General features: G+C 48.1%; 18 protein-coding genes and 1 pseudogene. 10 read left to right on the top strand and 9 right to left on the bottom strand.

The features are described 5' to 3' along the window. The first annotated feature begins 53 nt into the window (after positions 1–53). Positions 54–383, top strand: coding sequence for a YqfO family protein (locus tag ACJJIC_RS18170; RefSeq protein ID WP_444890953.1), 330 nt, complete (start codon positions 54–56; stop codon positions 381–383). Positions 384–426: 43 nt separating this feature from the next. On the opposite strand, the gene ACJJIC_RS18165 is transcribed toward ACJJIC_RS18170, so the two are convergent. Then, positions 427–954, bottom strand: coding sequence for a hypothetical protein (locus tag ACJJIC_RS18165; protein WP_445357582.1), 528 nt, complete (start codon positions 952–954; stop codon positions 427–429). Positions 955–1056: 102 nt separating this feature from the next. Beyond that, the gene (locus ACJJIC_RS18160) at positions 1057–1596 is read right to left on the bottom strand and encodes an NUDIX hydrolase (RefSeq protein WP_445357581.1); all 540 of its coding nucleotides are present in this window, start codon (positions 1594–1596) and stop codon (positions 1057–1059) included. A 102-nt stretch (positions 1597–1698) separates the two neighbouring features. On the opposite strand from ACJJIC_RS18160, the gene ACJJIC_RS18155 reads away from it, so the two are divergent. From ACJJIC_RS18155 to ACJJIC_RS18145, 3 genes are all read left to right on the top strand, one after another. Next, the gene (locus tag ACJJIC_RS18155; RefSeq protein ID WP_445357580.1) at positions 1699–3009 is read left to right on the top strand and encodes an efflux RND transporter periplasmic adaptor subunit; all 1311 of its coding nucleotides are present in this window, start codon (positions 1699–1701) and stop codon (positions 3007–3009) included. 32 nt (positions 3010–3041) lie between these two features. Next, positions 3042–6206: an efflux RND transporter permease subunit gene (locus tag ACJJIC_RS18150; RefSeq protein WP_445357579.1), complete on the top strand. Its 3165-nt coding sequence runs from the start codon at positions 3042–3044 to the stop codon at positions 6204–6206. Between the two features lie 110 nt (positions 6207–6316). Beyond that, positions 6317–6928, top strand: coding sequence for an NUDIX hydrolase (locus tag ACJJIC_RS18145; RefSeq protein WP_252085055.1), 612 nt, complete (start codon positions 6317–6319; stop codon positions 6926–6928). A gap of 61 nt (positions 6929–6989) precedes the next feature. Here the strand turns inward: ACJJIC_RS18145 and ACJJIC_RS18140 are convergent, their stop codons facing one another. Continuing rightward, on the bottom strand, positions 6990–7493 hold the full coding sequence (locus tag ACJJIC_RS18140; RefSeq protein WP_445359697.1) for a nuclear transport factor 2 family protein: 504 nt from the start codon (positions 7491–7493) through the stop codon (positions 6990–6992). Positions 7494–7708: 215 nt separating this feature from the next. On the opposite strand from ACJJIC_RS18140, the gene ACJJIC_RS18135 reads away from it, so the two are divergent. Further along, entirely contained in the window at positions 7709–8749 is a 1041-nt protein-coding gene (locus ACJJIC_RS18135) for a helix-turn-helix transcriptional regulator (RefSeq protein WP_444909017.1), read from the top strand. 108 nt (positions 8750–8857) lie between these two features. On the opposite strand, the gene ACJJIC_RS18130 is transcribed toward ACJJIC_RS18135, so the two are convergent. After that, complete coding sequence (locus tag ACJJIC_RS18130) at positions 8858–9736, bottom strand: LysR family transcriptional regulator (RefSeq protein WP_444909018.1); 879 nt, start codon at positions 9734–9736, stop codon at positions 8858–8860. 114 nt (positions 9737–9850) lie between these two features. On the opposite strand from ACJJIC_RS18130, the gene ACJJIC_RS18125 reads away from it, so the two are divergent. Together ACJJIC_RS18125 and ACJJIC_RS18120 are read left to right on the top strand one after the other, a co-directional pair. Beyond that, positions 9851–10222: a nuclear transport factor 2 family protein gene (locus ACJJIC_RS18125; protein WP_444904156.1), complete on the top strand. Its 372-nt coding sequence runs from the start codon at positions 9851–9853 to the stop codon at positions 10220–10222. A 244-nt stretch (positions 10223–10466) separates the two neighbouring features. Beyond that, the gene (locus ACJJIC_RS18120) at positions 10467–11111 is read left to right on the top strand and encodes a hypothetical protein (RefSeq protein WP_444909019.1); all 645 of its coding nucleotides are present in this window, start codon (positions 10467–10469) and stop codon (positions 11109–11111) included. Between the two features lie 393 nt (positions 11112–11504). On the opposite strand, the gene ACJJIC_RS18115 is transcribed toward ACJJIC_RS18120, so the two are convergent. The 5 genes and pseudogenes from ACJJIC_RS18115 to ACJJIC_RS18095 form a co-directional block, all read right to left on the bottom strand. Further along, the gene (locus tag ACJJIC_RS18115) at positions 11505–12008 is read right to left on the bottom strand and encodes a nuclear transport factor 2 family protein (RefSeq protein WP_445357577.1); all 504 of its coding nucleotides are present in this window, start codon (positions 12006–12008) and stop codon (positions 11505–11507) included. Positions 12009–12050: 42 nt separating this feature from the next. Beyond that, a complete protein-coding gene (locus tag ACJJIC_RS18110) occupies positions 12051–12506 on the bottom strand; it encodes a cupin domain-containing protein (protein WP_445357576.1) in 456 nt (151 codons plus the stop codon). Further along, on the bottom strand, positions 12506–13381 hold the full coding sequence (locus ACJJIC_RS18105; protein ID WP_445357575.1) for an SMP-30/gluconolactonase/LRE family protein: 876 nt from the start codon (positions 13379–13381) through the stop codon (positions 12506–12508). The genes ACJJIC_RS18110 and ACJJIC_RS18105 overlap by 1 nt, the downstream gene beginning before the upstream one ends. A gap of 51 nt (positions 13382–13432) precedes the next feature. Then, positions 13433–14584: pseudogene (locus ACJJIC_RS18100) on the bottom strand (IS30 family transposase). 115 nt (positions 14585–14699) lie between these two features. Next, positions 14700–15206, bottom strand: coding sequence for a DoxX family protein (locus tag ACJJIC_RS18095; protein ID WP_445357574.1), 507 nt, complete (start codon positions 15204–15206; stop codon positions 14700–14702). Between the two features lie 430 nt (positions 15207–15636). Here ACJJIC_RS18095 and ACJJIC_RS18090 point away from each other — a divergent pair, with 430 nt between their 5' ends. The 3 genes from ACJJIC_RS18090 (at position 15637) to ACJJIC_RS18080 (ending at position 20166) form a co-directional block, all read left to right on the top strand. Next, positions 15637–16422: an SDR family NAD(P)-dependent oxidoreductase gene (locus ACJJIC_RS18090; protein WP_445357573.1), complete on the top strand. Its 786-nt coding sequence runs from the start codon at positions 15637–15639 to the stop codon at positions 16420–16422. A 121-nt stretch (positions 16423–16543) separates the two neighbouring features. Next, entirely contained in the window at positions 16544–18376 is a 1833-nt protein-coding gene (locus ACJJIC_RS18085) for an ABCB family ABC transporter ATP-binding protein/permease (RefSeq protein WP_445357572.1), read from the top strand. A gap of 71 nt (positions 18377–18447) precedes the next feature. Continuing rightward, positions 18448–20166 carry a DUF8614 domain-containing protein gene (locus tag ACJJIC_RS18080; RefSeq protein WP_445357571.1) on the top strand — a complete coding sequence of 573 codons (1719 nt, stop codon included), beginning with the start codon at positions 18448–18450 and terminating at the stop codon, positions 20164–20166. The last annotated feature ends 193 nt before the right edge of the window (positions 20167–20359 follow it).

Here is a 20359-nt window from a genome sequence, read left to right as displayed (position 1 = left end):
GGGGCCTTGAAGGCCCCTTTACTTTATACACCGTTGAATAGTGAATCAGCAGAATGCATAAGCTCTGTATCTATATACCCTCAAGTCATCTGGAAGTTGTTAAGCAAGCTCTGTTTAACGCCGGAGCTGGCAGAATCGGCGACTACGACAGTTGTTGCTGGCAGGTATTGGGTGTCGGTCAGTTCCGGCCACTAGCGGGCAGTCAGCCGTTTATTGGTGAGTCCGGGCAGATAGAGCAGGTAGAGGAATATCGGGTTGAGATGGCGTGTGCCGATGAGTCTGTGGATGCAGCACTTGAAGCCCTCTACCAGGCACATCCTTACGAGGAGCCGGCCTTTGACCTTTGGCGCCTGGATGAGCGTTGTGGCGGCAAAATTCGCTAGTGGCAGGAAATAAACAGTATCCTGCCATTCGCGAGAGAGGGTTTTAAAGGTTATCCAGTGCCTGCTGGCGCTGCTGACTGTTTTCTTTTAACGCTTGAACCTCTTTCAAAATCTGTGAAATCCGGCTATCGCCCTCACGGTTCTCCTGCAATAGCTGTGCCTGGGGGCCTTGTGGCTGAGCATCGTTGCTGGGTGTGGCGGGCAGGGTATTGATGGGTTTTATCCGATGTATACGTACATGAGTATCCAGGCCCTCGGGTATCGAATCAGAGAAGTGCCAATTGCCCTCACTGTCCCGCCAGCTAAATACCTCCCTGGTCTGTTTATGTTGCTCTTCTGGCAAAAGGCCACTGGATTCCACCAGGGTTTCCAGTTGCTCGGCAGATTCCTGAGTACTGTCGCTCACCGCTTGAATGGCGCGTTGGCCTTGCTGGCGAACTGTGTCCAGGGTCTGCTGATCGGGAAGCCAGTCTTGGGGAGACATAATCGGTTTGCCATCGGGACCGGGAATCAACATGGGTAAGCCCACGCCTACTAATAACAGTACCGCAAGCATATAGGCGTATTTCATTGGAACATCCTTTTTAAATGTACCCAGGTGGGTGAGTGCTTCTCCCACCCAGAGTCCTCTTCCAGTGCACTATCTTCAGCTTGGCTCGCGCTGCAGCTACCACTATAGCTTCCGCGAAATAACGCCCCGGTGCAGCTGGTATTGCCCCTGCTCCGTGTCGGTGAAATAGTGCTTGAGAGTTTTATGCATGATCGGGAAGGCAATTTCAGCCCAGGGGATTTCTTCCTGGCGAAATAGTGACACTTCTAGTGACTCCGGCCCGGGGCCAAAATTCATATCGGTGAGCTCTCCGCGATACATCAGGTAAACCTGATTGATATGCGGAATGTCATAAATTGAATAAAGCTCGTCCACACGAATGCTGGCACGTGCTTCTTCCCAGGACTCGCGCAAAGCACCTTCTTCACTGGTTTCACCGTTTTCCATAAAGCCGGCGGGCAGGGTCCAGAGTCCCAGGCGCGGCTCAATGGCGCGTTTACACAGTAAGACCCGGTCTTCCAGGTAGGGTAAAACACCGACAATCACACGCGGGTTGATGTAGTGGATGGTGCCGCAATTGCCACAGAGGTGGCGAGGGCGGTCATCGCCTTGGGGGATGGAAAATGTGACGGCATTACTGCCGCATTGGCTACAAAATTTCATGGCGTCAGTATACCCATGCAAGATTCCAGCGCCAGCTTCCAGCTTTTTGACGCCTATAGTTGTTAAAGGTGTTGAAGTTCATAGGGCGGTGCCAGCTTTACTATGGCGCGTATTTTATTTTTTTGGCTTGTGCTGATCGCCTTGGCGGCCTGTGGCGGCAAAGACGATAAGCAAAAGGCACCGCCACCGCCTCCTGTAGAGGTGCTGGTGGTACGAGAACAGCCAGTGATTCCGCGCTTTGAATTTGTCGGCCGGGTGGAGGCCACCGATGAGTATAAGGTGCGCCCCCGCGTGCAAGGTTATATCCAGAGTCGCGATTTTAGAGAGGGGGAAACGGTTAAGAAAGGGCGCCTGCTATTTGAAATAGATCCGCGCCCATTTATTGCTGAATTGGATAACCAAAGCGCCAATTTGGAGCGCGCCGAGGCAACTCTGCGGATCGCTGAGCGCAATTATCGACGTGGTCGAAAGTTGGTCGCTACAGGTGCTATCAGCCAGGTGCAGATGGATGAATTACTGGGCACTTTTGAAGAGGCCAAGTCACAGGTCGATGCAGATCGGGCCAAAGTGGAAAGTGCTCGCCTAGACCTCTCCTACACAAAGATTTACGCGCCACTTACCGGCCGCATTGGCCGTACCCAGTTCACTGAGGGTTCCCTGGTGGGACCTGATTCGGACCCGCTCACTACCATCGTCAAGATGGACCCAATCTATGTGTTGTTTGAGGTTCCTGAAAACCAACTCTATGCCGTACAGGTGGATGCCGAGCGCCGCCGCCGGGAGGGGTTGCCGCCAACGAGGCTGGATGTGCGTATAGAGCTACCGGATGGCAATTTTTACCCCTATCAGGGCAGGATTGTATTTATCGATAACCAGATAGACCCCAACACCGGCTCCGTAGCGGTACGCGCACTCTTTCCCAATCCGGGCAGCCTACTGGTGCAAGGACAATTTGCTCGGGTCTCAATCCGTTTGTATACCGGCAGTGAGGCACTTAAACCGCTGGTGCCGCAATCTGCAGTGCTGGAGGACATGCAGGGGCGTTACCTCTTTGTGCTGGGTAAGAAAAATATTGCTGAAAAACGCTATGTCACTTTGGGGCAGCGGGAGGGGGAGCTTTGGGCGGTCAACCATGGGTTGGTTGCTGGGGAGTCGGTCATCGTTAACGGTCTGCAGCGGGTTGTTGCCGGTAAGCCAGTGACCCCTCAAAACACGCCACGAAACCCCTACGACGTATCAGAAAAGCCGGCGGAGCCCGCAAGTGGTGGCGCTTCTCCCGTAGGTAAGCAAAGTACCAAACAGCCTATAGGCTTCGGGCAGGGGACACTGCTCCCCGATGACATGGAACTTCCTGAAGGTGTGGAGGAGGGCGAACGCCACCGATACGAGGGACAAGAGCATGATTATAAATAGCCCGCCTGAAATGGGGGGGGCTTAGCGAATTTATGATCAGTGCCTTTTGCATACGGCGGCCCCGTTTCGCTTTTGTCATCTCCATACTGATCTCTCTTGCGGGTATTCTCTCGTTGCCATTATTACCGGTGGCGCAATTTCCAGAAATTACTCCAGCCACAATAAACGTCGCAGCCAATTACGCCGGGGCCAGTGCTGAAGTTGTGCGCGATAGTGTTGCCGTGCCCATCGAATCCCAAGTGAATGGCGTGGAAGGCATGGATTATATGTCCTCCACCAGTGGCAACGATGGCTCTTACAGTCTCACGGTAACGTTTAAATCTGGTTATGACGATGATATCGCTCAGGTCAATGTACAGAACCGCGTGGAGCAGGCCACGCCGCAATTGCCAGAGGATGTAAAGCGCGATGGTGTGGTGGTTTCCAAGCAAAGCACCACTTTGCTATTGGTCGTGAACTTATTTTCTCCTGAGCAGAAATTTGATGAACTTTTCCTAGCTAATTATGCAGAAATTTATTTGAAGGATGAGCTGGCGCGCGTATTGGGCGTTAGCAGCGTAGTTATTTTTGGCTCGCGCAATTACGCCATGCGCCTGTGGCTGGACCCGAATAGGATGGCGTCCCTGGACGTTACCACCGAGGATGTTATCAGCGCGGTACGGGCACAAAATGTGCAGGTAGCGGCTGGGCAGATTGGCTCGCCACCCATTCGCAAGGACCAGCAATTTCAATACAACATCCTGGTGCAGGGGCGCCTGGTGAACCCCAAGGAATTTGAGGAAATTACTATTCGCGCCAAACCCGATGGCGCCATGGTAAAAGTGAAAGATGTGGCGCGGGTGGAATTGGGCAGTGAGTCCTATTCCTCCTATGGGCAATTGGATAACCAGGCTTCGGCAGTGATCGGCGTTTATCAGTTGCCGGAAGCCAATGCCATTGAAGTGGCTGACGGCATCAAGGCCAAGGTCAAAGAGCTTTCCCAGCGTTTTCCAGATGGCCTAAAGGCAGAGATCCTCTACGACACCACTCTGTTTGTTCAGGCCTCTATCAAAGAGGTGGTGCAGACACTATTTATTGCCCTGATCTTGGTGATCGCGGTGGTCTTCCTGTTTTTACAGGATTGGCGCTCCACCCTGATCCCCGCTATTGCCATCCCTGTTTCACTGGTGGGCACTTTTGCATTGATGCTGGCGTTTGGTATGACTATTAATACCATCACCTTGTTTGCGCTGATTCTAGCGATTGGCATAGTGGTTGATGATGCGATTATTGTGGTGGAAAACACCCAGCGACTGATGAGTGACGGCCTAACGCCAAAAGAGGCTGCGTTGCAGTCTATGCGTGAGGTTACTGGACCGGTCATTGCCACTACGCTGGTGTTGTTTGCGGTGTTTGTACCGGTCATGTTGATGCCGGGTATCACCGGAAAAATGTATCAGCAATTTGCGGTTACTATTTCTATGTCGGTCGCGATTTCCTCCCTTAATGCGCTTACCCTGAGCCCGGCACTTTGCGCCAGTATTTTAAAAGTGGGTAAGGAAGGCGAAGTTGCCGGAGTGAAAGAGACCGGGGTATTTGGTTTTTTCAACCGAGGGCTGCATCGCTCCACCAATTTTTATGTGGGCATGGTAAAAGCCTGCGTAAAGATTCCGCTAATCGGAATTATCTCCGTTATCGGTATTTTCCTGCTGGCCTTTTGGTTGTTTAGTAGTATCCCCACTGGCTTTATCCCTGATGAGGACCAGGGCACGTTTATGCTACACGTGCAATTGCCGGATGGTTCCTCCCTGGAGCGCACGGGCCCGGTGGTGAATCAGGTTACGGACATATTATTGGAAGAACCCGGTATGGCCCATGTGGTGGGTGTGCCCGGCTATAACCTGCTTACCAACAGTGTCTCATCTAATACCGCAATGATGTTTGCGGTGTTAAAACCCTGGGATGACCGCACTAGTGAAGAGGATCACCAGTTCGCCATTATGCAGCGGGCACAGAAAAAACTGGCGCAGATACCCAACGCACAGATTATGCCTTTTGTCATACCACCCCTGCCGGGTATCGGTACCGTGGGAGGGTTTGAATTTGTGCTGGAAGATTTGCAGGGGCGCAGTATTACAGAATTATCACAAGTAATGATTGATCTGCTGGGTGCGGCCAATCAGCGATCGGAAATTTCCCAGGCCTTCACCAGTTTCCAGGCGGCTACCCCCCAGTTGGAATTAAAGATCGATAAAGAAAAAGCGCACGTACTCGGTGTGCCGTTGCCAGAGGTTTATTCGACACTGCAGACTTTTCTGGGCGGATATTACATAAACGACTTTAATTTATATGGCAAAGTATTCCGAGTGATCGCCCAGGCAGATGCGCAGTTTCGCGATGACGAACAAAATCTGGCGGGCTTCTATGTGCGCGCCAACAGTGGTGGTCTGGTGCCGATTACCTCGGTCTCCACTATTGAGCCGGTTGTGGCACCACAAACTATCACCCGCTACAACCTCTATAACAGCGTGACGATTAATGGCGCTCCAGCGCCGGGTTACTCCAGTGGTCAGGCCATGGATGCCATGGAGGAGCTGGCCTCCAGGCTGCCGGAAGGCTACGGCTATGAATGGACCGGGATCAGTTTACAGGAGGTTACCTCGGGCAATCTGGCTCCCATCCTGTTCAGTTTGGCCATAATATTTGTGTACCTGTTTTTGGTGGCCCAGTATGAGAGCTGGAGTATTCCTATTGCGGTGCTCTTGTGCGTGCCTATTGCGATTTGCGGTGCCATGTTGGTGGTGTGGCTTGCCGGATCTATCAATAATCTCTATACCCAGATCGGTTTGGTATTGTTAATTGGTATGGCGGCAAAGAGCGCAATTTTGATTGTTGAGTTCGCCTGTGTGGAACGGGATAAAGGCAAGTCTATTGCCGAGTCTGCGATTTCAGCCACCCGCTTGCGTTTCCGGGCAGTATTGATGACGGCTATGTCGTTTATTCTCGGAGTGATACCGTTGTTGGTAGCCACAGGCGCGGGTGCCGTAAGCCGTATTTCCCTGGGGTTGGTCGTGTTTGGCGGTATGCTCGCAGCCAGCCTGTTTGCCACTTTACTGGTGCCTGTGTACTACGCGTTGGTGCAGGCGATTCGTGAGAAGCTCAAAGGGGGCTATACGCCTCAACCCCAGCTGGATGCAGCTTCGGCTGAGCGGCAGTAACTGGCTGGGAGCCGCAAATGGAGATTGCGGTATACAGCTCGGTGTTATCACCGGGAATCGGTATGATGAACGTTAGGGAGCCTTTGTTGTATGAGGCGGGATAAGTGGATATGTTATCGATTATCGAAAAGAAAATTTCCCAGCAAATAGAAGAGCTGGAGGCTGGCGTACCAACAGGGCCAGAATTGTATGGCCATGCCGCTGTGTTGATTGCTCTTACCGAAGAGCCAGACCCTCATGTAGTGCTGACTAAGCGCGCCGATACACTATCTACCCATTCCGGAGAAGTTTCCCTACCGGGCGGGCGTTGGGATGCCACTGACCCCTCCCTGCAATATACCGCCCTGCGCGAAGCTCAAGAGGAAGTGGACCTGCCTATGAATCAGGTGCGGATGCTCGGCCCTCTGTGGCCGCGCACTACTCGCTGGCAGGTACATGTCACTCCCTGGGTGGGGGTGATCTCACCAGATACCCATCTCAGGCCCAACCCTGGTGAGCTAGATGCAATTTTTCGTGTGCCTTTGTCGTTTTTTCTTGACGATCCCCGTATCCGCACTGACCGAATCACTATCGATAATCAAGCTATTTATCTACCCGCCTACCAGTTTGGCGACTATGAAATCTGGGGCTTTACTGCCGGAGTATTAACCGAGTTCCTCGTTAGAATACTGGGCGCTTCTATTGGGCGCAGGGATGATGTGCCATTACGTACATTGAATTAGCCCTGCTCTAGAGGAATACTTCACGGATTCGGATTTTTTGATACTCGTTATATTGGTAGCTTTAATCTGATATCAGTTCACCCAAGTCTTTCCAGGCATCCTCTAAAAGACTTAACTGGTCACGAGTATTGGGATCCGCAGTAAGTATGGGAAAATCAGGATCATTCGGTAGCTTAGCAATAACGCCACGGCGGCATTGAAATAGCCAGCTGCCGTCCACCTTGACTAATTCATCATGGTATTCTGCGGCTACGGCAACGCGATAACCAGAGCGAGTCACTAAAATAAATACTGTAGTTGCTTTGCCTGAGGCAGATTGCCCATCTTCTGAAATATGATGTAATGGCGAACAGGTAATATGCCGGCTACCCAGGTTGTTGTGGATGACTGCATAGCGCTCTAGTTTTTCCCTTCCTCGGATTACTCGATTGCCATGCTCGAAGCGACCGCCAAGTGTAAAAAGTGACGCCCAACCTCGGGCATCACGGTTATCGATAGTTAAAGTGTAGCGAGCAAGTAGGTCGCTAATTGCGAATCGGTCTCTGAATAGCTGTAGTTCATTCATCATTTTACCCACTGATTATTTCGCTTCACTATTTATGAAAATAGCTTTTAAGGCGTGTTTCTGGAGATTATTTACAGGTGCCGCTTCTCCAGCCTGTACCCTGGTGTAGAAAAAATTAGGATGCCGCCGAAATAACTTTTGGGTACAAAGAGGCTTTCAAAAATCTATTATTCTTGCTTAATACCATAAATGGACAGCTTAAGGATAAGCATGTCATGCAGACTGATGTTTCGATAGATCGCGATAAGACTCCGTTTTTTGACTGGGTGGCCAGGACAGATGATTTTGTAGTTAATGAACGCTGGCGCCGCTGGAAGGAGCTGATGGAGGCTGGTCTACCCTACCGCTGTGAATTGTTGCTCAAGTCTCATCATAACAGCACGTATTATGGGGAGTTTGCAGTATCTTCCAATCCTGAAACGGGAGATTCATTTGCTCGAGCCTGCTTCTCTGGGAATTCTTTCCATCGAGCAAGCAATCACTTGAGTGATGGCTATGCCAATTATACATTGATATATCTTTTATCTGGCCGTGGTGCTATACAGCGTGGGAGTTATTTTACCCCGATGAATCCCGGTGGACTCTACTTGGTTGATCTGGCGCAGACAATTACTCATGATTTGGTTCATGAAAGTCGCTCGCTATTGTGTCGCATTCCCCGTGAGAAGCTCGAGGGGTTTCGTTCAGGTCCCAAGGATAACTGTCCTCTGACCATAGATGGTAGCAGTGGTCCCGGCCTCTTATTACGCAATTATCTTTTGCTGTTTCCCCAGGCCAAACAGAGGTGCACCTTTGCTTCTTCCAGCTTCCTCTTTAATCCGATAGCCGAATTAATTATTGCCTGTATCCAGGAGAGTCGTGGCAATTTGCAGGCGGAGTCGGAAACTCCGAGTCGCTTAAAGTCTATTTTTCAACAGGCTTGCAGGCTGATTCAAAAACACTGTTGTGACTCGGATTTGTCCGCTCCACAGCTGGCAGCGTCATTGGATATCTCAACCTCCTATTTACATAGAGCGCTGCGTTTTCATAATACCTCTTATATTAACTTGGTGAGACGTGCCAGGGTGGAGGCCGCATCCGCACAGTTATTGGCTGCCGGGAAAAATGCAAGTATTTTACAAGTGGCGTTCAATTGTGGATTTAACGGCACCAGCCAGTTTTCCCGGGCATTCAAAGAGGAGTTGGGTCTTAGCGCTTCTGAGTTTGTAAAGCGCTCTTTTGTGGAGCGGGAAAGAACTCTGGCACTTGAAAATTGACCCTGCCTGTAGGGTTTTTTCTTTTTATTTATTGTAAATTTTTATCGGATACTAAGGCTAAGGTCCTACCTGTGTTCGATAGCACCTCAGTCGAAGATAACTCGGAAGCTAGTGATAAGATGACATTAATCTTCTCAAAATCTTGGTGAAGTGTTGAACCTTTGGCGGAGGCCTTTTAGAAAAAAGGTGCATATAGTGAACAGGAGTTGAAGCTACTGTGGCTAGATGCCTTAAAGAATCTTCTCTAACCAATTTTTCTGCAACAATGTCTGGTAGTCTTGCAACCCCTAAACTCATTGTTGTCATTTGTAAAATGTCATGTAGTGAGTTGCAGCGTATCTTGGGAATAACTCGAATCTCTTTTTTACTACCCAGCTGATATTTCACCGGGGTGCCTTGCCAATCATTGATGATATGTTGCCAGTTGCGTAATTCGGTAAGATCGTCAGGTATTCCTCCCTGTTGCTCTATATATCCTCTACTCGCATAGAGGCTTTCCCGGAGTATTCCCAGCTTTGACACTTTGGCGGATTGCATATCCAGGTTACCTACACGAATTGCCAAGTCTACTTGGGAATCAATCAAATTCATTGGGGCATCATCCGCCAGTAAACGAACCCCCAGCTGTGGGTGCTGCTCGTTAAGCTGTCTAATTGCAGGGACTATAACCGGCTCGCAGAGCGCGTGGGGAGCTGTGATTGTCAGTGTGCCTGAGAGTTCTTTGTTATTACTTTTTAAATCGGCCAGGGCGTTGTTGTAGATATCCCGGATCTCGCGACAGTGAGCGTAGAATTGGGTTCCTGTCTCCGTCAGTGAAAGCGAGCGGGTGCTCCGGTAAAGCAACCTTGTACCGAGATCTTCTTCCAATCTAGTCACTGCCTGGCTAATTGCCGACTTGGTACGTACCAGCTTGTCTGCTGCGGCAGTAAAGCTGCGGGCCTCAACTACGGCTAAAAATATCTGCATATCCTCTAGAGTGGGTTTCATAGTTTAATTTCACTAAACACTAATTTGATTGAATGTGTATTTATCACAGGCGGTGCGTTAGGGCAATATGCTTATGGAAGTTAAAGATCAAACCTTTATCAAGAGGAGTCGGATATGAACAAGATACTTATTGAGAAAACTATTGTGGCCAGCGAACAGTGGAAGTCGTTTTTTAATCAAGGGAATGCTGAAGGCTGCGCTTCAATGTATGAACAGAATGCTCAAATGAATGCCAGGCCGTTTGGTGTATTTCTAGGTCGGGAGCAGATAAAAGCTTTCTGGCAAAACCTAGTGGCTCAGGGATTCTCTGATGTGGCTTATCAGGATACCGAGATTGAGGTAGTTGATGGTTCCTCAACAGTTCTTACCAGTAAGTGGAAGATGAACAATGCGCAAGGAGTTATCACTCGGGAACTATGGGTCCTGCAAGAGGATGGAACCATGCGCCTGCGCGAGGATGACTTTGAAGCTATAGAACCAAGCTGAAGGTAACAGTATAAATACTTCTGATTTTCGCTGCTAACTAGCAGTATCGCCAACGCTCGCTGGCCAAGAATTTTTGGCCAGTTTTAATGATGGTTATTTTATAGATATTTAATGTAACAAAAACAGATCCATTCTCGACTAAGAGGTGCCTTTTCAATTAAAGGGTGCGTAGATTTCTTTGAGAAATAAAAAGAGCAGTTTTTAACTTTTTAATTAAATTGGGTTAACGTAAAGGATATACAAGATGCCAGAATATCATCATAAGTTCCAGTGTAATAAGTGTGGTATTTTTGTGGTTGAAAACGGTTCTCCGTTGCCTCCTCCGGTGATGGAACATGCCTATTACCATGCCCATAATGTTATCAGTCAGTTTGGTCCTATCTATAAGGGGATAGCCCCTAAGCGCCGGCCAATGTTGCATTGCCAAAAATATGTCAAATATATTCAGACAGTACCGAAGGCTGGCTCTGCCCAAAATTTAGGGAATCAGGCCGTCAATAAAGTTAGAACACTAGCCAGGGACCGTGGCGGAAATGGTTCGAACACACCGAGTATGGTAGCAGTTATGTACGACAGTATATTAGAACAGTGGTTTGAAGGATCAACAGGGAATGGAACCAGTCGAGGATATATCCCGAATACGATTTGGAACACTATTCCGGCAGAACTGGATGTAGACCGATATATCTTTGGTCGAACCTGTGCTGAGGTAGACTGCCTGAGAAGGGCATTCAGTCAGCGGCGTAAATCAGGAGAAAACAGTCAATCTATCAAAAATAGTATTTTTGCGGCTCGTCAGCCCAATAAGCACAAAGGGAAATCGGATAGAAGGCCTCCTTGTGGTGCATGTAAGGCATGGATAGCCAGAGCTGGGGCTAAAGCATATTAATTCTTTTATTTCCTTATTGATACATTGTTGCTTAGCGTAGTGAGTGGGGCCAGATCATCAATGTGTTTCTACTCGCTGCACTAAGTGTACTGACGGATGTGCAATTGAAGCCCTATTTCTAGTCAATGATTAGCCCTCTGAGGCTGGAGTGGGAGGCTTTATTTATTACATTCCCTGAATTTAGGCAGATTGCAATATCAGAGCCAATTGCGTTAAGTCTGGATAGATACTGATTGAAGTGATTATCTCTCCACAGGGCAAACATAGAATACAGCAAATCTTATTTATGTTTTGGTCAGGTGCTGAATCGTTGTTTTCTTGTTGATTTTCCATACTCTTGCAGTATGGCTGGTGCTCGTGTAACTGTCATAAGGGCTTCGACAATTGGTGCCATCAATGCCTGATGGGCTCGCCCAGTTGCTGCCATGTATCTAATAAGGGTTTTATTACATGTGCAGTTTGCTGATCTGCATTGAGTAATAAAAATTTTGGATCTTCAGGTAAACCAGAAGCGATGGCACTTCGGCGCAGGAATAGCCGCTCACCATTAACCTTCACAAGTTCATCGTCATACTGGCCCGCCATTACCACGCGATAACCTGTGCGATTTGCTGCAATAACCACTGTGGTTGCTTTTCCCTTGGCGGTCGCCCTATCGAGAGAAACAACATAAAGATATGAAGACGTGATATGTCGGGTACCCAAACGGCTGTGGACAAGCAGGTATTCATAAAGTTTTTGCCGCCCTTTAATCATCAAACTACCGTTTTCAAAGCGACCATTTTCGGTAAATAGCGAGGCATAGACCTTGGCGTCTTGATTATCTATAGTGAGAATAAACTTTGACAGCAAATCGAAAATTGCCAGCTGTTCAAAAATAATATTCTCATCCTCCATAATAATTTATATGTTCTTTCTATATGGCTATGGTATTTAGGCTCAGAACTGGCTTTCAGGAATTGAAAGAGGGGTGTTGACAGAAAGTATCAGTACCTTTGTCGATTCTTTGGAGGATGGGTTAAGCGCTTTATGACCCTGTTGATTTAACGGCACTCCCTTCAACGGTAAATCTCCACCAAAGTGCACATCACCTGGTTGGTAGGTTACACAAACCCCATCTTTTGTTGTTGTTCTCCATCGGCCGGATAAGGTAATGACCCATTGTGGACTGGGGGTTGGGTGGAAATCACTTTCCCAGCTGGGAGGTAAGATGGCAAACTCACTGTTTATTACCTCTGGCAAATCTTTGTAGTGATATTCTGGATTGGGATTGGAATATTGGATTAATGTAAAGCCAGTTAAATAGTGCTCTGTTGTCCTGGAAATATGACTTTTGTCTGTCCAAAGGTGGTAGTACTTTTGCTGGGCCTCATGGTTTGTTTTCATATTTTTCATTAAGTTTCAAGATAGTAGATGGCATTATCTGAAGTGGCGTAAAGTCTTCCCTCTGCCATTGCTATGTTTACAAAGTTAATATCCTCAGAACTTTCGTAGAGGCACTGTAAGTTTTCTCCTTGTGCTGAGCAGGTCATCAACTTATTAAAGCTGGTAAATATTAACTGTTTGTTCTCTCCAATAATTATTCCATCGATAAAACCCTCTGGGGGTATTTCGATGATTGTTTCTGTTTGAACATTGCTTGACCCACAGCTGAGCTGGAGGGTGAATATAATTTGTTCATGGTTGGGGTCGTAAAAAGGCTTTTCTTTCGTGATGCTGCAGTTATCAACTAGAAACAAAGTTTCTTGATTGTGGGAGAGTGCAAGCCCGTGAGGAACAATAAATTCGTCGCCCAGGCAAAATAATTGCGATGCTTGTACATCATAGGAGTATAATCCGGTGGGTAATTCGCTTTGTGGTTTAAACCCCTGGTAGTAACCATAATCGGGGTCGGTAAAGAAAAAGTGGGAGTCTGCTTGAACTATCTTGTTAGGTGAGTTAAAGGGTAGTCCTTTGAAGTTGTCAACAATAATCTCTCGGCAAAAGCTATTTAAATTTATGCGGCTAATACATCCAGGACTATCATGGAATCCCTGTTCAGCCACTAGCAGGTGATTTTTATCAGCTGTCAGGCACATACCATTAGCCATATTGCTTCGCTCAATTACCGTATGTATAGACCTGTCTTTAAAATCAAAATAACGAATGGCCGATGGAGTTCGATAATCACTTGAAGGTTTGGAGGTGAAATATAATCTCTTTTGCCAATCGACCCATACGAGGCCTTCATGTGCATCGGTTTCAACTAGCGGGTGAAGGCTATATTGCATAGATTTACCCTTTGATTTTGTTGTTCAGTGCTAAAGATGCCTATTGTAGGTTCAACCTGTCAAGGCAACACCCTGTTTAATAACCTGCTTTGGTGTCGCAAAGTTCAGTGTTTTTCTTGGCCTGCTATTAAGCTCGTTAGCAACTTGATTGAGTTTCCTCTGAGTATGCTGCGCCAAGCATGTCTTTTTTGGGAAGTACTGACGGATTAAGCTGTTGGTATTCTAATTCGTTCCCCTTTGCCAGGGGCTCTGAGGATCGCAGAAGAAGACAGGAACACCTGTCTTTTCCGTAAATTCAGCGTGCTTCGCCAGCTCCATTCCTCGGTCCCACATCAGTGATTGGCAAAGCTCTTTTGGCAGTTTTTTAAACTTAGCAACAAGCGCCTGGTTCACAGAATTCGCATCTTTCCCTTTCAACTTAAGAATGATCGTATACCGCGATTTTCGATCAACAAGCGTGGCAATATGAGTGTTATTTGAACCTGACACTAAGTCACCCTCCCAATGACCTAAAACACATCGTTCTTGTATCTCCTGAGGACGCTCCCTTATCGATGTACCGTTGACGATGTTGATAGTACCGCGCTCGCCTTTACGTGAATATTGTTTGCTGTGACGAAGACTGTGAGACCGACACAAATGCTTTACTAGCTTATGATGAAGTGCTGAACGCACAAGGAAGTACAGTGTTTTATAGATAGTCTCTGCTGATATCTTCCTTGATTCATCAGCCTGATATGTCTTCCGTAACCAACCCGATATCTGCTCTGGTGACCAGTTCAACTCTAATTTTTCCAAAACAAGCTTCTTTAGCCTCGGGTTTTGCTCCAGCAAATACGGCTTAGGACGCCTTGCCATCCGTTTTGCACGGTTGTTTGCGTCTACTGCTTTATAGTATCGTCGCCCCCGATTTCTCTGAATCTCACGCGAGATTGTGGATGGATTCCTATTCAAAGAGCGAGCGATTGCTCGAATACTTTGTTTTGCAGAAAGACCTGCACGTATTTCCTCGCGTTCGGCTAATGTGAGGTGTTGAGGAGATGGCTTTCTGGGTATTGGTTTAATTCCGCCAGTATCTCTCAAAACAGTAAAAATGGTTCCTGGCTTAGAATCTATGGCATTGGTAATTTCACTAAAACCAATGCCCTTTTTCCAAGCGTCGAAAATCCACTCTTTTTCTTTTGCTGTAAATATGCGCTTCATTCAATGATCTCCCGATAGGCCATATTCCTACAGAGGTGTTGCACTGATCAATTGAATCTACAATCGCCTAGACGCTTGTGATTTTTAAAACCGATAATTTTTTCTTCGCAGTAACTCACTGGCTTAAAAATCTAATAATAGCAGAGCTGCATTTTCTTAAATGTGCATCTAAGGACCACTTTCTACCACCAGTTAACACGAGCGATAGGCAGATCAATGACCAAAATAAGGGGTATTCCCATCCACCATAAACAGTTTGCTCTACACCATTAATAACAATGCCGCTAGTATGGTCAGCCCAGGAGAAGCCGGCGAGATAGTGACGCCCTGAAAACAAGGCGATGAGCAAATAAAGTGACGTTCCTATTGCTGCGAAACGAGTGAATAGGCCAAAAGTGAAACCAATAAATGCGGCAAATGCGCAAAGCCCAGATATAACTACCATGATGCTGGAGAAACCTATAGCTGTGAAATATTGAACGACTTCTTCGTAAGTCTTGGCGCCTAGAAGTCCGAATTTTTCAGCAAAATGGTGAGTAAAGTTAAGCCCAATATAAATCCGTATCAGCGCTAGTTGTAAATCGGCGGGGTTGCGATAAGGCTTTTCCATTAATTTTTGCATTGAGCTTTCTCTTTTGATTTCTGTCCATGACATCTAATCTATTTTACTGAAATCACACTTTTAACGAGGCTTATTTTTCTTGCGGTCGTATATTTACATGTCTTTCATATGTTCTTTATGGAGGCATGAAAATATTCTTTGGCCGATTTGTTGGTTGGCATATCGCACGGTGATACTAGGCTTTTATATAGCTAACCTAAAATTAAGGAATTCCTGCCTAATTCTTTAAGCTGCTTTGAAAGCTAGAAGGCTGATGTTGAAGGTTGCAACTGCTGGGTTTCAGCTCTTGCAAAGGCCATTGGCCAGGAGTTTTGTCTAACCTCTAAAGCTTTAGGGGGCCACAAATGTATTACGGAATTTTTCAGAGACTCCTTAACTATAAGTACTCTCTTCATCAATACAGTAATTATCGACTTTGGCAGTGCCGATTATGGGAAAACTAAGCAACAAAGTCGCCATTGTTGTTGGCGGTAATGAAGGTATCGGTGAAGGGACTACTCATCGCTTTGTGGAGGAGGGCGCCAAGGTGGCTATTTTGGCGCGCCGCGCTTTGGAAGGGCGAAAGGTCGAGCAGTCCATTCGTTCTTCCGGCGGAGAAGCTACTTATATCCCCTGCGATGTCACCGATAACAAGTTAGTCAGTCAAGCAGTGATGGAGACAATCAGTTGCTATGGGGCAATCAATATCCTGTTTTACGGTGCAGGAACGGGTGCGCCGAATATGTTTCCCTACGAGGGCTTACAGGAGTGGGAGGAGGTTTTTAAAGTCAACCTGACTGGCTGTTTTCTGATGTGTAAAGCGGTTTGGCCCTACCTGATTGGCGCAGGGGGTGGTGCCATTATTAATGTGTCTTCGCTTGCTGCGCAGAGTGCGCCAACCGATACGCAATTGGAGCAGGTTAGTTTCCTGCCATCAGCTTCTTACTATGCCTCGAAAGCAGGGGTGGAAGCCTTTACTCGTTATATTGCCGGGATTGGGGCACGCCACAATATCAGAGCCAATTGCTTGCGGCCTGGGCAGATACTGACCGAGGCGGTTACCTCTCCAGAGGGCAAGCATGTCTTTACTAACTTCTTAGAGCCCGCGCAGATGCTGAAGGGGCCAGGATACCCGCTCGATGTTGCTAATGCTGCTGTGTTTTTGGCGTCAGATGACTCTCGCTTTATCACGGCAGAAACGATTAATGTGGATGGAGGCTTGGTAGCCAAGGTTTGAGATTTGCTGCTCAACTTTCGGTTTAGGGGTGCTGCATCCAATCGGTTTCTGCGATTGAGCGTCTATATAACCCTTTAAGTCTATTTATAATAGGCGGCTATTTTTCCTTCCGGAACTGATTATGCCGAGACCCAAGTCCACTGTTTCTCTGGACGAGGTGCACTGGGGTGCGCTGAAAACCCTGTTCCCCTACTTATTGGAGTTTCGCCGGGCTGTCGCCCTGGCAATTTTGTGCCTGATTGGGGCAAAAATTGCGGGGGTCACTTTACCCTTTATCCTCAAGCATATCGTCGACAATCTGGATAAAACCGGTGGTGTTGCCCAAGCCATAGCTCTGCCACTGGGGCTGTTATTGGCTTATGGTGCGGTGCGATTCTCCAGTACTCTGTTTGGTGAGTTGCGGGATACCATCTTTGGTCGGGTGACGGAACGGGCTCAGCGTCGAGTTGGCCTGGAGGTATTTCGGCACCTACACAAGTTGGATATGGACTTTCACTTGGATCGGCGTACCGGGGGGCTCTCTCGGGATATTGAAAGGGGTAATAGTGGCATCGGCTTTTTGATGCGCTTTATGGTGTTCAATATCGTACCCACTCTGCTTGAGATTGCCATGGTGGCGGGTTTGCTCTGGTGGAATTACAGCGGCGAGTTTGCTCTGGTAGTGCTGGTTGCCGTTATTGTTTATATCGGTTTCTCTGTCGTGGCCACCGAGTGGCGCACCCGTTTTGTTCGCGCCCTGAATGAAGCCGAATCCCAGGCCAGCAGTCGTGCAGTAGACAGCTTGCTCAACTATGAGACGGTGAAATATTTTGCCAATGAGCGGCACGAATCGAATCATTACGATCGTGAGCTGGCGGTATGGGAGCGGGCCCGGCGTAAAAACCGCCTATCGCTGTTTAGCCTAAACACTGGTCAGGCACTGATTATTGCCTCTGCCATGTGCGCAGCGATGATTTTGGCGGCAGTAGGTGTGACCAAGGGGCAGATGACCATCGGAGATTTTGTCCTGGTTAACGCCTTTATGATGCAAATTTTTATCCCGTTGAATTTTCTCGGTTTTGTCTATCGGGAAATGAAAGGTGCCCTGGCCAATATTGAAAAGATGTTCTCTTTGCTCAGGGTTAAGCCAGCGGTGGCCGATCAGTCCGAGGCCTCAGATTTGCAAGTGCAGGAAGGGCGAATTGAATTTGATGCCGTGCGCTTTGGCTACAAAGACAATCGTGAAATTTTGCGCCAGGTTAGTTTCTCCGTGCTGCCATGCCAGAAAGTGGCGATTGTGGGAGCCAGCGGGGCCGGTAAGTCGACCCTGTTTAAGTTGTTGTTCCGCTTTTATGATGTAAGTGATGGGTCGATTCGCATTGATGGCCAGGATATTCGTACGGTAAGTCAGGAATCCTTGCGTCGCGCTATTGGTGTGGTGCCCCAGGATGCGGTGTTATTCAACCAATCAATCAAAGAAAATGTGCGTTATGGGCGGGTGGATGCCACTGATGAGGAAGTGATGGCTGCAATTCATCATGCTCACCTGTCGGATTTTGTCCGCCAGCTGCCCCAGGGAGTGGATACTCTGGTTGGTGAGCGCGGCCTTAAGCTATCCGGTGGTGAAAAACAGCGGGTTGCCATAGCGCGGGCGCTGCTCAAAAAACCACCGATTATGATTTTTGATGAAGCCACCTCCTCTCTGGACAGCCGTTCGGAACGCAGTATTGTCGCCTCTCTGAAAGAAATTGCCCGCGAACAGACCACACTGGTGATCGCCCACCGTCTTTCGACAATTGTAGATGCCGATAAGATTTTAGTCATGGATCAAGGCCAGATCGTTGAGCAGGGTTCCCACAGCCAGCTTCTGGAGGAAGGCGGGCACTATGCGACTCTGTGGCGCATGCAACAGCAGGAGCGTACGGCTGGGATGGGGGAGGAAACTCCTGTGGCTTCTCAGGTGGCGGAGCCATAAAAGCCTGTCTTGATAATTGTGTGTAGCCAGACTAATGTGGCGCCGAAACCAAAAATGATAGGCAGAGCGATATGACCATTCCCTTTCACACTACCAAGATCGCTGCCGCACTGCTGGCCATGGCGCTGGTGGGCGGCTGTAGCAAAGACAAACAGGCCGAGGAAATCCGTAAAGATGAAGCGGAGGCACAGATTGTAGAATCTGAGACGGTCACACCGCCCGCAGGCCAAGCCATAGAAAACGCTGATAAGCGTTTTAATATTTATGTACCGGTAGAACTTACCGCTGATATGAGTGATCTTAGCGAGAATCAGCGTAAGATGATCGGCCTGTTGATTGATGCCAGCCGGATCATGGATCGACTGTTCTGGTTGCAGTCCTACGGCCCAGCAGAAGTGCTGCTGCCCGATATCGAAGACAACCGCGCGCGCAAGTTTGCCGAGATTAATTACGGTCCTTGGGATCGCCTCAATGACAATAAGCCGTTTATCACTGGCTACGGTCTCAAACCCCTGGGTGCCAACTTCTATCCGGCAGATATGACTCGCGAAGAGTTTGAGAACTGGGACCAACCTGGAAAAGATGGCCTCTACTCTCTGGTGCGCCGCAACGATGCCGGTAAGCTGGAATTAATCCCCTACAGCAAAGCCTACAATGCTGACCTGAAGAAGGCAGCAGATATCCTGCGCCAGGCAGCCGCGCTGGCGGAAAGTAAAGAATTCGCCAACTATCTGGACATGCGTGCTGAAGCGCTGCTCAATGATAATTTCCGTCCCAGCGATATGGCTTGGATGGACATGAAGGAAAATGATATTGACGTAGTAATCGGCCCCATTGAAAACTACGAAGATCAAATGTTCGCCTATCGCACGGCTTACGAGTCTTACGTACTCCTCAAAGATAAAGAGTGGAGTAAGAAGCTGGCCAAGTTTGCTGCGCTGTTGCCTGAATTACAGGAAGGTTTGCCAGTAGAGGAAAAGTACAAGGCCGAAGAGCCGGGTACTGATTCTGATCTGAATGCGTACGATGTACTTTTCTACGCAGGTCACAGCAATGCGGGTTCCAAGACGATTGCCATTAACCTGCCTAACGATGAAGAAGTTCAGCTGGCGAAAGGCACTCGTCGCCTGCAGTTGAAAAACGCTATGCGTGCCAAGTTTGACAAGATCCTGGTGCCCATCAGCGATGTATTGATTGCTCCAGATCAGCGCAAGCACATCACATTCCCCGCTTTCTTTGCCAATACCATGTTCCACGAGGTGGCGCACGGCCTGGGTATTAAGAAGACTGTGACCGGCGGAGCAAATGTACGCCAGGTGTTGAAGGAGACTTCTTCCTCTCTGGAAGAAGGCAAAGCCGATATTCTCGGCCTTTATATGGTGACCCGCTTGCATGAGAAAGGCGAGATCCAAGAGGGCGAGCTGATGGATAACTACGTTACCTTCCTCGCTGGTATTTTCCGCAGCGTGCGCTTCGGTGCAGCCAGTGCCCACGGTAAGGCCAATATGATGCGCTTTAACTTCTTCAAAGAGCAGGGCGCCTTTACCCGCGATCCGAAAACCGGTCAATACAGTGTGGATTTCGAAAAAATGCAGCAGGCCATGACCAACCTGTCGCGCCTGATCCTGACTATTCAGGGTGATGGTAACTACGAGCAGGCCAAAACTCTGCTCGCTGAAAAAGGGGTTATCGGTCCTGAGTTACAGGCTGACCTGGATCGATTGGCAGAGGCGGATATACCCGTGGATGTTACTTTCATCCAGGGTAAAGAAGTTCTTGGCTTGAAGTAAAACTAAGCAAATTTTCACCTTAAAAACCCGGTATTTGCCGGGTTTTTTATTTTTACCTGGAATAAACTCTTAGGGGAAAGTAGGGGTGCAGTTTAGATGCAATAAATATTGAGTATCAGATGTTGCTTTTATGGAGACTCTTTTATCGGTTGATAGAAAAAGCTAAGTGATTAATCATAAAAAATAAGGAGGT

It is taken from the genome of Microbulbifer mixtoriginis (SeqCode) (assembly GCF_052468275.1).
The sequence above is the reverse complement of the archived record's forward strand: the minus strand, read 5'-3'. Positions and strand labels throughout refer to the sequence as shown.

Bases quoted from the DNA above. Each gene is read 5' to 3' on its own strand.
- ACJJIC_RS18170 (WP_444890953.1), top strand. From the start codon at position 54: ATGCATAAGCTCTGTATCTATATACCCTCAAGTCATCTGGAAGTTGTT.
- ACJJIC_RS18165 (WP_445357582.1), bottom strand. From the start codon at position 954: ATGAAATACGCCTATATGCTTGCGGTACTGTTATTAGTAGGCGTGGGC.
- ACJJIC_RS18160 (WP_445357581.1), bottom strand. From the start codon at position 1,596: ATGAAATTTTGTAGCCAATGCGGCAGTAATGCCGTCACATTTTCCATC.
- ACJJIC_RS18155 (WP_445357580.1), top strand. From the start codon at position 1,699: ATGGCGCGTATTTTATTTTTTTGGCTTGTGCTGATCGCCTTGGCGGCC.
- ACJJIC_RS18150 (WP_445357579.1), top strand. From the start codon at position 3,042: ATGATCAGTGCCTTTTGCATACGGCGGCCCCGTTTCGCTTTTGTCATC.
- ACJJIC_RS18145 (WP_252085055.1), top strand. From the start codon at position 6,317: ATGTTATCGATTATCGAAAAGAAAATTTCCCAGCAAATAGAAGAGCTG.
- ACJJIC_RS18140 (WP_445359697.1), bottom strand. From the start codon at position 7,493: ATGAATGAACTACAGCTATTCAGAGACCGATTCGCAATTAGCGACCTA.
- ACJJIC_RS18135 (WP_444909017.1), top strand. From the start codon at position 7,709: ATGCAGACTGATGTTTCGATAGATCGCGATAAGACTCCGTTTTTTGAC.
- ACJJIC_RS18130 (WP_444909018.1), bottom strand. From the start codon at position 9,736: ATGAAACCCACTCTAGAGGATATGCAGATATTTTTAGCCGTAGTTGAG.
- ACJJIC_RS18125 (WP_444904156.1), top strand. From the start codon at position 9,851: ATGAACAAGATACTTATTGAGAAAACTATTGTGGCCAGCGAACAGTGG.
- ACJJIC_RS18120 (WP_444909019.1), top strand. From the start codon at position 10,467: ATGCCAGAATATCATCATAAGTTCCAGTGTAATAAGTGTGGTATTTTT.
- ACJJIC_RS18115 (WP_445357577.1), bottom strand. From the start codon at position 12,008: ATGGAGGATGAGAATATTATTTTTGAACAGCTGGCAATTTTCGATTTG.
- ACJJIC_RS18110 (WP_445357576.1), bottom strand. From the start codon at position 12,506: ATGAAAAATATGAAAACAAACCATGAGGCCCAGCAAAAGTACTACCAC.
- ACJJIC_RS18105 (WP_445357575.1), bottom strand. From the start codon at position 13,381: ATGCAATATAGCCTTCACCCGCTAGTTGAAACCGATGCACATGAAGGC.
- ACJJIC_RS18095 (WP_445357574.1), bottom strand. From the start codon at position 15,206: ATGCAAAAATTAATGGAAAAGCCTTATCGCAACCCCGCCGATTTACAA.
- ACJJIC_RS18090 (WP_445357573.1), top strand. From the start codon at position 15,637: ATGGGAAAACTAAGCAACAAAGTCGCCATTGTTGTTGGCGGTAATGAA.
- ACJJIC_RS18085 (WP_445357572.1), top strand. From the start codon at position 16,544: ATGCCGAGACCCAAGTCCACTGTTTCTCTGGACGAGGTGCACTGGGGT.
- ACJJIC_RS18080 (WP_445357571.1), top strand. From the start codon at position 18,448: ATGACCATTCCCTTTCACACTACCAAGATCGCTGCCGCACTGCTGGCC.